Raw genomic sequence first — 12,677 nt, 5'->3', positions numbered from 1 at the left:
CATGGCAAAACTCTATCGCCTGCTGACCGAGGAAGACACATCCGCCTTCTGCCACAAAGTGTCAGACGCCTTGGCAAAAGGGTGGGAGCTGTATGGCGACCCGTCTTACGCCTATGACGAAAACAGCCGCATGATGCGGTGTGCGCAGGCTGTGACCAAAGAGGTCGAGGCCGACTATTCCTCCGATATGAAACTGGGACAGCAATAATGGCAAAGACAAATCCGGGCCGCTTTTTCGAGGACTACTCTGTTGGTCAGGTGCTGCATCACGCCGTGCCGCGTACTGTAACTGACGGAGAGCGGGCGCTGTACCATGCGCTCTACCCGGCGCGGCACGCGTTTTATTCCTCGGATGAATTTGCTCGGAATTGCGGGTTGCAGCAAAGCCCAATTGACGATCTGGCCGCTTTCCACGTGGTGTTTGGCAAGACCGTGCCGGATATCTCGCTGAACGCGGTTGCCAATCTGGGATATGCCGAGGGGCGGTGGCTGTTGCCGGTCTATCCCGGCGATACGCTGCGCTCTGAATCCGAGGTAATCGGGGTCAAGCAGAATTCGAACGGCAAGACCGGCGTGGTCTGGGTACGCACGCGTGGCCTGAATCAGCGCGATGAGGTCGTGATCGAATATGTCCGCTGGGTGATGGTGCGCAAATCGAACCTTGACGCCCCCGCGCCCGAGGCGGTTGTACCGGACCTGAAAAAGGTACTTGGGCCAAAAGATCTGGTGGTGCCCGCGGGGTTGGATTTCTCGAATTACGATTTTGCCCAATCGGGCGAGGCGCATCGTTGGGGTGATTACGAAATTGGCGAAACCATTGATCATGTCGACGGCGTGACGGTGGAGGAGGCCGAGCATATGCTTGCCACCCGGCTGTGGCAGAACACAGCCAAAGTGCATTTCGACCTGACCTTCCGGCCCGATGGTCGTTTGATTTATGGTGGCCACGTAATTTCGATGGCGCGGACATTGTCGTTCAACGGCCTGGCCAATGCGCAGATGATTGTCGGCCTGAACGGCGGCGCCCATGCCAACCCCTGCTTCGCAGGCGACACAATCAAGGCCTGGTCCGAGGTTCTGGACAAGGCCGAAACTGGTGTGCCGGGCGTGGGTGCCATCCGTCTGCGGCTGGTCGCGACAAAGGGTGGAGAGCCGTTTGCGCTGAAAAACGAAGCTGGCCGGTATCAGCCGAACGTCCTGTTGGACCTTGATTATTGGGCGCTGATGCCAATCTGAACACGCCCCACATTCATTTGATCGCAGCCTGTGTCAATCATGCTAGGCTGCGATCATGGTCTTACTTCGATCACTTGCTGCCTTCCTGTTTCTGACGCCGCCCGCCGTCGCGTGCGATCTGGCGTTGGCTTTGGCAGTGGACGTATCCGGTTCGGTCGATACGACGGAATACCGGATACAGATGGATGGGCTGGCCGCCGGGCTGCGCGACCCCTTGGTTTCCGAGGCGCTGGTGCGGGGGCAGGCACAGTTGATGCTGGTGCAGTGGACCGGGTCCTCGCGTCAAAAGGTGACGATCCCGTGGACCCGGATCGATAGCTTTGACACGCTTGAACGGTTTGCCGATCAAGTTGCCGACGACCCCAGGGTTTGGCGCAACTTTTCAACCGCAATCGGTGAGGCGCTTGAGATGACCATGTCCAGCTTCGATGCGGTGGCGGATTGCAAACGGCATCTGATAGACATTTCGGGCGATGGGGTGTCGAACGAGGGTGTCGAACCAACCGAGACGCACAGGGCGTTGCGCACACGCGGGGTGACGGTAAACGCAATTGCGATCGAGGAAAGCGAACCGGATCTGACCGCCTATTTCTTTGAAAATGTCATTGTCGGCGAGGGCGCATTTGTGGTGTCGGCAGCGGGGTTTGCCGATTACCCTGAGCGGATTCGAAAGAAGCTGTTGCGCGAAGTTACACAGCAATCAGCGGCTTTGGAGCGGCAGTAGCAGATTCGTGATCACAATGCTTGTTCCCTGAAAACGCTAACATTCAAGGCTTGGAAGGGTTTTCGTGATCACAGTATTATTTTGCGTGATCACAAACTGATGAAATCTGCTATTTTGAACCCTTTTTACCCATTTTTGCGCATGCAGCACGTGACAGAAGGGCAAAAAACAGTAAAACGACCGGTAGCCAACGAAAGAGGAGCCGACATGGCCGATGTCAATCGGGGCAACCGCCCGCTCTCGCCACACATTATGATCTATCGCCCCCAGATGACTTCGTTGTCGTCGATCATGGTTCGCCTCTCGGGATTGGGCGCCTTTGCCGTTGCAATCCTGATCGTCTGGTGGCTGTTGGCCGCTTCGACATCGGAAAGCGCGTTTCTGGCCATCGACGGATTTTTGCGCAGCTGGTTCGGCGACATCCTCCTGACCTTGGCCACCTGGGCGCTTTGGTATCACACGCTGGGTCGTCTGCGTCACGTCTTTTGGGATTTCGGCTACTGCCTTGATGTTGAGGTCTCTGAGAAACTGGGTCTAGGCATGTTCGTCGGTGCGACCATCCTGACCATTATCACTGTGATTGCGGTTTAAGGGGACGGCACATGCGATATCTGACTGACCGTAAACGCGCGCAGGGTCTGGGCGCAGGGAAATCCGGCACACAAACACATTGGCGCACCATGGTCCGGGCGATGATCCTGACCGTGCTTGTTCCGATCTTCATCTTCACCTTCGGGGCCGGTATCGGCGGCACATACGAAGAAGTCGTCGCCTATTTCAGCCGCCCATTCCCGGCAATTGTGACCGCTCTGACTTTGGTCGTGGGCATGCAACAGCTGATGTATGAGGCGCAGGAAACCATCGAAGATTATGTCCATGGTGTTCTCGAGAAAGTCTCGCTCGTTGCAATGTGGGCCCTGGGCTACACGCTGATCGCGGCCGGGCTGTTCGCTCTGGTCAAGCTCGCCCTGTGATGCGCGGTAAGGAACAAGAACAATGACAGCAGCATATGAATATGAAACCCACGAATACGACGTCGTTGTCGTAGGCGCAGGTGGTGCAGGTCTGCGGGCGACGCTGGGCATGGCCGAACAGGGCCTACGCACTGCATGCGTCACCAAAGTGTTCCCGACACGCTCGCACACGGTTGCGGCGCAGGGCGGCATCGCGGCATCTCTGTCAAACATGGGACCGGACCACTGGCAGTGGCACATGTACGATACCGTCAAGGGCTCGGACTGGTTGGGTGACACCGACGCGATGGAATATCTGGCCCGTGAAGCACCCAAAGCGGTGTATGAGCTGGAGCACTACGGCGTGCCCTTCAGCCGGACCGAAGAAGGCAAGATTTATCAGCGTCCCTTCGGAGGCCACACAACCGAATTCGGCGAAGGTCCTGCCGTGCAGCGCACCTGTGCTGCAGCCGACCGGACAGGCCACGCGATCCTGCACACGCTGTATGGTCAGTCGCTGAAGAACAACGCCGAGTTCTACATCGAATACTTCGCCATCGATCTGATCATGTCCGAGGACGGGCAGTGTCAGGGTGTCGTCTGCTGGAAACTTGACGACGGAACGATGCACGTCTTCAACGCCAAGATGGTGGTACTGGCGACCGGCGGCTACGGCCGTGCCTATTTCAGCGCCACGTCGGCCCATACCTGCACCGGTGACGGTGGCGGCATGGTGGCTCGTGCGGGTTTGGCGCTGCAGGATATGGAGTTCGTTCAGTTCCACCCGACCGGCATCTACGGTTCGGGCTGCCTGATCACCGAAGGCGCACGGGGCGAGGGTGGCTACCTGACCAATTCGGAAGGTGAACGGTTCATGGAGCGTTACGCGCCCCAATACAAGGACCTCGCGCCACGTGACTACGTCTCGCGCTCGATGACCATGGAGATCCGTGAAGGCCGTGGCCATGGTGACAATGGCGACCACATCCACCTGAATCTCAGCCACCTACCGGCCGAAGCGCTGGCGGAACGTCTGCCGGGCATCTCGGAATCGGCGCGTGTGTTTGCAGGTGTGGACGTGACCAAGGAACCGATCCCGGTTCTGCCGACCGTGCACTATAACATGGGTGGCATTCCGACTAACTATTGGGGCGAGGTTCTGAACCCCACAGCCGATAACCCAACGGCTGTTGTGCCGGGCCTGATGGCCGTGGGTGAAGCGGGTTGTGCTTCGGTTCACGGGGCGAACCGTTTGGGCTCGAACTCGCTGATCGACCTTGTGGTGTTTGGCCGTGCGGCAGCGATCCGGGCCGGTGAGGTTGTCGATGCCAAAGCGTCGAACCCGGTTCTGAACCAAGCGTCGGTCGACAAGGCGTTTGACCGGTTTGACGCTGTGCGGAATGCCAGCGGCGCAATCCCTACCGCTGATCTGCGGCTTGAAATGCAGCGGACCATGCAGGAAGACGCAGCCGTATTCAGGACCGCCAAAACCATGGCCGAAGGCGTCGAAAAGATGACGGTGATCGCGGCCAAGATGGACGACCTGAAGGTCTCCGACCGTTCGCTGGTGTGGAACAGTGATCTGATGGAATCTCTGGAACTGACCAACCTGATGCCAAGCGCGCTGGCTACCATCGTTGGTGCCGAGGCACGCAAGGAATCCCGCGGTGCTCATGCGCACGAAGACTTCACCGAGCGTGACGACGAAAACTGGCGTGTCCATACCGTTTCGCGGGTTGAGGGCAACAAGGTTGAGCTCAGCTATCGCCCGGTCATAGCCGATCCGCTGACCACCGAAGAAGAAGGTGGCATCAGCCTCAAGAAAATCGCGCCGAAGGCGCGGACGTTCTAAGGAGAGGAACTTATGGTACAACTGACCCTCCCCAAGAATTCGCGCATCACGACGGGCAAAACCTGGCCGAAGCCGGAAGGCGCGACCAATGTGCGTAAGTTCCAGATTTATCGCTGGAACCCGGATGACGGCAAAAACCCCCAGCTCGACACCTATTTCGTCGATATGGACAACTGTGGGCCGATGATTCTGGATGCGCTGATCAAGATCAAGAACGAGATCGATCCGACCCTGACCTTCCGCCGCTCGTGCCGCGAAGGCATCTGCGGTTCCTGCGCAATGAATATCGACGGGATCAACACGCTGGCCTGTATCTACGGTATGGATGAGATCAAGGGCGACGTGAAAATCTATCCGCTGCCGCATATGCCGGTGGTTAAGGACCTGATCCCCGATCTGACGCATTTCTATGCCCAGCACGCTTCGATCATGCCGTGGTTGGAAACCAAGACCAACCGCCCCGCGAAAGAGTGGAAGCAGTCGATCGAAGACCGCAAAAAGCTGGATGGTTTGTATGAATGTGTGATGTGCGCCAGCTGCTCGACCTCGTGCCCGAGTTACTGGTGGAACGGCGATCGCTACCTTGGGCCCGCCGCTTTGCTGCATGCCTATCGTTGGATCATCGACAGCCGCGATGAAGCTACGGGTGAGCGTCTGGACGAGCTGGAAGATCCCTTCAAGCTGTACCGCTGCCATACGATCATGAACTGTGCCAAGACCTGTCCCAAGGGTCTAAACCCGGCCAAGGCAATTGCCGAGATCAAGAAGATGATGGTCGACCGGTCCGTTTGATCACAGTCACAAAATAAAATTAAACCCGGGATGGAATCATTCCGGGTTTTTCGTGTTATGCGGGCATTGAAATATCGGAGTACATCAATGACCCAAACTCTACTAAAAGCACTGTCTATTTCTGCGATCACCGTTCTTTCAGCGTGTGGCGGATCAGGTGGCAACCGAGCGGAACTTGTTTTTAAGCAGGTAGACTGCGCGAAGCAGGCGGGAATTGGCGGCTCATTTACCACTCAATATGTCCTCCAGGATGGTAAGCAGACTGAAGTGTTCGTGCCCGGCAACGGCGTCAGCGAAGAACAAGCCGGTAAAGCGAATGCTTGTATAACCGCGTAATTGGCGAAAAACGAGAAAGGCTGGCAGATGCAAGTGCCAGTTTTTTATGCAGTTTTGTCATACCGAGATTGCAAAAAGATGTGATGAAGTCAGTTGTTGGACTGCTTAACCTTTCAACATGGGAGGAGTGATGGAACCGAAACGGGATCGCTCCGATGCAAGACCAAAACTCTAAAACGAACGCTGCTGAAGCTCTGGAACTGTTGGAACAAGCTTGGGCTTATTACACGCCGGAACCTGCGCCGGTGGCTGAGGTTCTCGAGCCTGAATTGTTCGAATACGCAAACGCCGCCTAACGCTTGAATTTATCCTTGGATTGGGCAATGCATAAGCATGCCCATTCTGTTGTTAGTACTGGCGGCCGGAGCGTTCGCCTATTTTATCTGGCGATCACGGACGTCGTCGTTGACGCGCGATTGCCGATGGCGGCAGCACCGCAAGGAAGGCGTCTGGGTTTGTGCCTATTGCGGGGCACAGCACGAAGGTGCGGATTCACCGACCAGTTGCCTGAAAGGGAAATAGGACAACAGGGCGATCATTCGCCCTGTCTGTGGCTATGCCGCGTCGGGAAATGCTGCTTGCAGCGCGATTTCCACCATATCCCCAAAGCTGCTTTCGCGTTCGGACGACGGCAGTGCCTCACCCGTCAGCAGGTGATCGGACACGGTCAGAACGGCCAGCGCGCGGCAATTGTGACGCGCGGCGAGGATATACAATTCGGCGGCCTCCATCTCGACCCCCAGAATGCCGTGTCGCACCATCTGTTCGTTCAAATCAGGTCGTTCGTCATAAAACACGTCCGACGAATAAATCCCGCCGATATGCGTGGGTGTCCCTTTGGCCGCCGCCGCCTGAGCCGCCGCCTGTAGCAAACCCCAGTCGGCGCAGGGGGCAAAGTTCAGTTCTTTCAGAATGCCGCGTGATGGCGTGCTGAGCGTTGTCGAGGTCATCGCCAATATCACATCGCGGATATTGACACTGTCCTGCATCCCGCCGCACGATCCGATGCGGATCAGGGTTTTAGCACCAAAATCGCGGATCAGTTCATTGGCGTAAATCGACAAGGACGGCATCCCCATGCCGCTGCCCTGAATTGAAACCGGGTTTCCTTTCCAGGTTCCGGTGAAACCCAGCATGCCCCGCACATTATTGACCAGCCTGGTATTCTGCAAAAAAGTCTCTGCCGCCCATTTCGCTCGATAGGGATCTCCGGGCATTAAAACGGTTTCAGCAATTTCACCTTTTTCTGCGCCAATATGAATTGTCATTTTTCACTCAATTCCTGTCAGATTTCCAAATCCGAAATATCTGCCCCGGCTTTTAACGCGTCATGAACCCATTGCGGTTTGCGTCCTCGGCCCGACCAGGTTTGTTCAGGATTGGACGGATTCTTGTATTTTGCGTTGGCTTTCGGGCTTTTAGGTAGCTTTGAGCCATTGCCAGACAGGTCTGAAAGTGAAAATCCGAACTCAGCGGCGGCCTTTTCGGCCGCTTTCAAAGCCTCTTTGCGATCACGCTTTTCCGCATTTTTAAGCGCGATTTCCACCTTGTCGCGCAATTCAAGCAGTTCTTTTCGAGACATTTTATCTAGGCTGATCGCCATTTTTTTCTCCATTCCGCACTTCGTCATACGTGGACGCAATAGCCCACCGTAATTCCAAATCCGAAATTTATCTATCCCCTCGTGAAGGGGAATAGAAACAGAGATTTCCCAAAAAGGGTTGAACTATTCAGCCGCGATATTTTGCGGGTCGACCAGAGTTACGATATCGCCCATGATCACATTCAACTCAAAGTTCTTGGGCGTATAGATTTTGGCAACGCCCATTGCCTTGAGCTTCGCTGCATCATCATCGGGAATGATCCCTCCAACCACGACAGGGACATCGTTCAGCCCGGCTTCGCGCAGGCGGGTCATGACGTCTTGCACCAATGGGATGTGGCTGCCGGACAGAATCGACAGACCGATGACATGGGCCTTGTCTTCAATGGCAGCAGTGACGATTTCCTCGGGTGTCAGGCGAATGCCTTCATAGCTGATGTCGATGCCGCAATCGCGGGCGCGGAAGGCGATTTGCTCGGCTCCGTTTGAATGGCCGTCCAATCCCGGCTTACCCACCAGGAATTTCAGGCGGCGCCCCAGTTTGTCACTGACCGCATCAACAGCAGCGCGCAGACCCTCCAGCCCTTCGGTCTTGTTCGATACCGAACCTGAGACGCCGGTTGGGCCGCGGTAGGTGCCGTAGACCTTGCGCATTTCTTCAGCCCACTCTCCGGTGGTGACACCTGCCTTGGCGGCGGCGATTGACGGTTCCATCACGTTGGTGCCGGATCGCGCCGCCTCACGTAGTGCGGCCAAAGCCGCCTTGACGGCTGCGTCGTCACGATCTGCGCGCCATTCATTCAGGCGGTTGATCTGCTCTTGCTCAACGGCAGGGTCGACAACCATGATACCGCCATCTTCGGTCTCCAGCGGTGAGGGTTCGCCCTGTGTCCATTTGTTCACCCCGACCACGACGGTTTCATTGCGTTCGATCCGGTTCAGGCGTTCGGCGTTGGAATCGACCAGACGGGATTTCATGTATTCGATCGACGCCACCGCGCCGCCCATCGATTCGAGGTTGCCCAATTCAGCCCGCGCGCCTGCTTTCAGCTCTTCAACCTTAGCGTCCACGGCGGGGTTGCCGTCAAACAGGTCACCATATTCCAGCAAGTCGGTTTCATAGGCCAAGATTTGCTGCATCCGCATCGACCATTGCTGATCCCACGGGCGTGGCAAACCCAAAGCTTCATTCCATGCGGGCAATTGCACAGCACGGGCCCGGGCCTTTTTCGACAAGGTCACCGCAAGCATTTCAATCAGGATGCGATAGACGTTGTTTTCGGGCTGCTGCTCGGTCAGGCCCAGCGAGTTGACCTGAACACCATAGCGGAACCGACGGTATTTTGAATCCTCGACGCCATAGCGTTGTTGCAGAATCTCGTCCCAAAGATCCACGAAAGCCCGCATCTTGCACATTTCGGTAACAAAGCGGATGCCCGCGTTCACAAAGAACGAAATACGACCGCAAAGCGCCGGGAAATCCTCGGCTGGGACGCGGGGGCGCAGCTCATCCAATACGGCGATGGCCGTGGCAAGTGCATAGGCCAGCTCTTGTTCGGGTGTCGCGCCGGCTTCTTGCAAGTGATAGGAACACACATTCATCGGGTTCCATTTCGGCACGTTGGTATAGCAATACTCGGCCACGTCCGCGATCATCTTCAGCGACGGTTTTGGCGGGCAGACATAGGTGCCGCGGCTCAGGTATTCCTTGATCAGGTCGTTCTGCACGGTGCCTTGCAACTTGGACACGTCCGCGCCCTGTTCCTCGGCCACAGCGATATAAAGCGCCAGCAACCAAGGGGCGGTGGCGTTGATCGTCATCGAGGTGTTCATCTGTTCCAACGGAATCTGATCGAACAATACCCGCATGTCGCCCAGATGGCTGATCGGAACGCCAACCTTGCCGACCTCGCCGCGCGCCAATGTGTGATCGCTGTCGTAACCGGTCTGCGTCGGCAGGTCGAATGCCACGGAAAGACCGGTCTGTCCCTTCGCCAAATTCCCGCGATACAGCGCGTTTGAGGCCTTGGCGGTGGAATGACCGGCATAGGTTCGGATGAGCCAAGGGCGATCTTTCTGCGTCTGCGTCATAGCTGGGCCTCGTGTTGCGGGTGGGCAAGAAAATTACGTCACTGGCCTCTAAAGCGCAATTTTCGGGATATGTCAATTCGCTGCGTCGCGGCATTTCAGGTTCTTCAGATTGTAGGCGGCCCGGTTTGGTGGCAGGGTGCGTGCATGACTCAGACCGTGGAACTTCCGCTTTGGCTGTTTTTGCTGATCGTGGTGTTTGCCGCGGTCACTCTGGCCTCGCATTTTCTGTTTCCTTCGGTGCGCTGGTTTTTTCGCCGCCGGCTTGAGCGGGCAGTCAAACGCCTGAACAAACGCCTGCAGCGACCCATCCAGCCGTTCAAGCTGGCGCATCGTCATGACATGATTCAGCGGCTGATTTATGACCCGCAGGTCGGGCAGGCGGTTCAGAACTTTGCACGCGAGGAACGTGTTCCCGAGGCCGTGGCCTTTGAAACAGCCCGTCGTTATGCGCGCGAAATCGTTCCGTCCTTTTCAGCGGTAGCCTATTTCAGCATTGCCATCCGCCTGACTCGTATGCTGAGCAACGCGTTTTATAACGTGCGTCTTAGCTATATGGACGAAAAAGCCCTGCGCAACATTGACCCAGAGGCGACGGTTGTTTTCGTCATGAACCATCGCAGCAATATGGACTATGTGTTGGTGACCTATCTGGCGGCGCAACAGTCTGCGCTGTCTTATGCGGTTGGGGAATGGGCGCGCGTCTGGCCGCTTAGCCGTTTGATCCGGGCAATGGGTGCCTACTTTATCCGCCGAAAATCGGGCAGTGAGCTTTATCGGCAGGTGCTGGCTTGCTATGTGCGGCACGCGACCGAAGCAGGCGTGACGCAAGCCATGTTCCCCGAGGGCGGTCTTAGCTTGACCGGCGCACTGGGTCGGCCAAAGCTGGGGCTGCTCAAATACATCATTGATGCCACCACCCCCGACGGTAGGGACGTTGTTTTTGTACCCGTCGCGCTGAATTATGACCGCGTGCTAGAGGATACAATCCTGACCAAAGCGGCGCTGGGAAATGAACGCAGGTTTCGGGCCAGGATCGGGGTCATCGCCTGGTGGATTATCAAACAGGTCGGCCGACGGTTGGTAGGTCGCTATCAGCGGTTCGGGGTGGCTTCGGTGCGGTACGGCCAGCCTGTTTCGCTGCGGGCGTTCCGGGCGGACCACAAAACCAACCTGATGACCGATCTGGCGCGGGACTTGATGGTGGGCATTGGTAAAGCGATCCCGCTGGTTCCGGGGCCTGCTGCGTGTTGGTTGGTGCGTGAAAAGGGCGAAATTGCCGAAACAGACGCGGTGGCGCTGATAGACCAACTGCTGCGACGCAACGGAAGTTCTACACCATTGGAGCACAGTGCAATCGAGGCTAGTATTCAGCAATTGGTGGATCGCCGCATTCTGAAACGCGAGGGCGGGATATTATCGTCTTCAGGTCAAAGAGTTGACCTGTTGAACTATTATGCAGCCTCGGCGCCACTGGATGCAGGGCAAGTGATTTCTGCGACTGCAAAAGAAATTTCTGCACCCGCTGGGTCATAAAGTTACAAAATGAACTCAAAATGGGTTGCAATATTGCTTGATGGAAAATACTCATCGGGTAAAGCCGCCGATTCTGCGTTGCGGCAAGGATTTTAGAAAAGGAGGCCAACATGGCTCTGGACACCGATAGCGGCATCGCGTCGTACGAGGCACCGGAAAAAGACCTCTATGAGATGGGTGAAATCCCTCCGATGGGGTTTGTCCCGAAACAAATGTATGCATGGGCGATCCGCAAGGAACGCCATGGCGAGCCGGACACGGCCATGCAGCTGGAAGTGGTAGATGTCCCCAAGCTGGACAGCCACGAGGTGCTGGTTCTGGTGATGGCCGCTGGCGTCAACTACAACGGCGTCTGGGCGTCGTTGGGTAAACCGATCAGCCCGTTTGATGGTCACGGACAGCCGTTCCACATCGCCGGTTCGGATGCATCGGGCATCGTTTGGGCCGTAGGCGACAAGGTCAAGCGCTGGAAAGTGGGCGATGAAGTCGTAATCCACTGCAACCAGGATGACGGTGACGACGAAGCCTGTAACGGCGGCGATCCGATGTATTCGGACAGCCAGCGGATCTGGGGCTATGAGACGCCGGATGGGTCGTTCGCTCAGTTCACTAATGTTCAGGCACAGCAGCTGATGCCGCGCCCCAAGCACCTGACCTGGGAAGAAAGCGCCTGCTACACGCTGACACTGGCCACCGCATACCGGATGCTGTTCGGTCACGAGCCACACGATCTGAAGCCGGGCCAGAACGTTCTGGTTTGGGGTGCGTCGGGTGGTCTGGGCTCATATGCAATCCAGTTGATCAACACTGCGGGTGCAAACGCGATCGGTGTGATCTCGGACGAAAGTAAACGTGACTTTGTAATGGGTCTGGGTGCTAAGGGTGTTCTGAACCGCAAAGACTTTAACTGCTGGGGCCAATTGCCCACAGTGAACACACCGGAATATGCCGATTGGTTCAAAGAAGCACGCAAGTTCGGCAAGGCCATCTGGGACATTACCGGCAAGGGCAACAATGTCGACATGGTGTTTGAACACCCCGGCGAAAGCACCTTCCCGGTGTCGACCTTCGTGGTGAAAAAGGGCGGCATGGTTGTGATCTGCGCCGGTACCACCGGCTATAACCTGACCTTCGACGTGCGCTACATGTGGATGCACCAGAAGCGTCTGCAGGGTTCGCACTTTGCGCATCTGAAACAAGCGGCTGCTGCGAACCAGCTGATGGTCGAGCGTCGCCTGGACCCATGCATGTCCGAGGTGTTCTCGTGGAATGAGCTACCCGATGCGCACATGAAGATGATGCGTAACGAGCATAAGCCGGGCAACATGTCGGTCTTGGTTCAAGCTCCGCAAACCGGAATGCGCACTCTGGAAGAGGTTTTGGACGCCCGCGGTTGAACCGCACCAAAATCAGTTAATGGTGCCCGCGAATCGTGTTAACGGTTCGCGGGCGTCACTTTTTCAAGGGTAAGTCTATTCATTTTAAGGGGTTATAGATATTAACCCCACTGTTTTGGGGGAGTAGAAAGCAGCGAATAGGCAAAAAAATACTGCACAT

The 12,677-nt window shown here is 56.5% G+C and carries 13 protein-coding genes and 1 pseudogene; 11 read left to right on the top strand and 3 right to left on the bottom strand.

From position 1 onward, the window contains the following. Position 1 precedes the first annotated feature (1 nt). The 9 genes from ACR0JB_RS12070 (at position 2) to ACR0JB_RS12030 (ending at position 6,189) form a co-directional block, all read left to right on the top strand. Complete coding sequence (locus ACR0JB_RS12070) at positions 2 to 208, top strand: DUF1737 domain-containing protein (protein ID WP_170350615.1); 207 nt, start codon at positions 2 to 4, stop codon at positions 206 to 208. Continuing rightward, entirely contained in the window at positions 208 to 1,236 is a 1,029-nt protein-coding gene (locus tag ACR0JB_RS12065; protein ID WP_480789951.1) for a MaoC family dehydratase, read from the top strand. The genes ACR0JB_RS12070 and ACR0JB_RS12065 overlap by 1 nt, the downstream gene beginning before the upstream one ends. A gap of 55 nt (positions 1,237 to 1,291) precedes the next feature. Then, positions 1,292 to 1,960, top strand: coding sequence for a DUF1194 domain-containing protein (locus ACR0JB_RS12060; RefSeq protein ID WP_425081675.1), 669 nt, complete (start codon positions 1,292 to 1,294; stop codon positions 1,958 to 1,960). Positions 1,961 to 2,167: 207 nt separating this feature from the next. Further along, entirely contained in the window at positions 2,168 to 2,551 is a 384-nt protein-coding gene (sdhC, locus tag ACR0JB_RS12055; protein WP_170350610.1) for a succinate dehydrogenase, cytochrome b556 subunit, read from the top strand. Between the two features lie 11 nt (positions 2,552 to 2,562). Next, a complete protein-coding gene (locus ACR0JB_RS12050; RefSeq protein WP_170350608.1) occupies positions 2,563 to 2,934 on the top strand; it encodes a succinate dehydrogenase, hydrophobic membrane anchor protein in 372 nt (123 codons plus the stop codon). Positions 2,935 to 2,956: 22 nt separating this feature from the next. Then, positions 2,957 to 4,765, top strand: a complete 1,809-nt coding sequence (gene sdhA / locus ACR0JB_RS12045; protein ID WP_170377745.1) for a succinate dehydrogenase flavoprotein subunit — start codon at positions 2,957 to 2,959, stop codon at positions 4,763 to 4,765. A gap of 12 nt (positions 4,766 to 4,777) precedes the next feature. Further along, on the top strand, positions 4,778 to 5,557 hold the full coding sequence (locus ACR0JB_RS12040; protein ID WP_170361401.1) for a succinate dehydrogenase iron-sulfur subunit: 780 nt from the start codon (positions 4,778 to 4,780) through the stop codon (positions 5,555 to 5,557). Between the two features lie 87 nt (positions 5,558 to 5,644). Further along, a complete protein-coding gene (locus ACR0JB_RS12035; RefSeq protein WP_480789950.1) occupies positions 5,645 to 5,893 on the top strand; it encodes a hypothetical protein in 249 nt (82 codons plus the stop codon). Between the two features lie 155 nt (positions 5,894 to 6,048). Next, positions 6,049 to 6,189, top strand: coding sequence for a hypothetical protein (locus ACR0JB_RS12030; protein WP_170397181.1), 141 nt, complete (start codon positions 6,049 to 6,051; stop codon positions 6,187 to 6,189). A gap of 258 nt (positions 6,190 to 6,447) precedes the next feature. Here ACR0JB_RS12030 and deoD read toward each other — a convergent pair whose 3' ends face one another. From deoD to ACR0JB_RS12015, 3 genes and pseudogenes are all read right to left on the bottom strand, one after another. After that, positions 6,448 to 7,161 carry a purine-nucleoside phosphorylase gene (gene deoD, locus ACR0JB_RS12025; protein WP_170397183.1) on the bottom strand — a complete coding sequence of 238 codons (714 nt, stop codon included), beginning with the start codon at positions 7,159 to 7,161 and terminating at the stop codon, positions 6,448 to 6,450. Between the two features lie 17 nt (positions 7,162 to 7,178). Further along, positions 7,179 to 7,496, bottom strand: coding sequence for an H-NS histone family protein (locus ACR0JB_RS12020; protein ID WP_170350763.1), 318 nt, complete (start codon positions 7,494 to 7,496; stop codon positions 7,179 to 7,181). 123 nt (positions 7,497 to 7,619) lie between these two features. After that, positions 7,620 to 9,596: pseudogene (locus ACR0JB_RS12015) on the bottom strand (methylmalonyl-CoA mutase family protein); the annotation flags it as partial. Positions 9,597 to 9,731: 135 nt separating this feature from the next. Between ACR0JB_RS12015 and ACR0JB_RS12010 the strand changes: the two are divergent. Together ACR0JB_RS12010 and ccrA are read left to right on the top strand one after the other, a co-directional pair. Continuing rightward, positions 9,732 to 11,120, top strand: coding sequence for a 1-acyl-sn-glycerol-3-phosphate acyltransferase (locus tag ACR0JB_RS12010; RefSeq protein WP_170397187.1), 1,389 nt, complete (start codon positions 9,732 to 9,734; stop codon positions 11,118 to 11,120). A gap of 110 nt (positions 11,121 to 11,230) precedes the next feature. Next, positions 11,231 to 12,517 carry a crotonyl-CoA carboxylase/reductase gene (gene ccrA / locus ACR0JB_RS12005; protein WP_170377733.1) on the top strand — a complete coding sequence of 429 codons (1,287 nt, stop codon included), beginning with the start codon at positions 11,231 to 11,233 and terminating at the stop codon, positions 12,515 to 12,517. Positions 12,518 to 12,677: the final 160 nt, after the last annotated feature.

This window comes from Ruegeria sp. BI7 (genome assembly GCF_056537925.1).
This window is presented reverse-complemented; position numbering and strand designations above follow the sequence as displayed.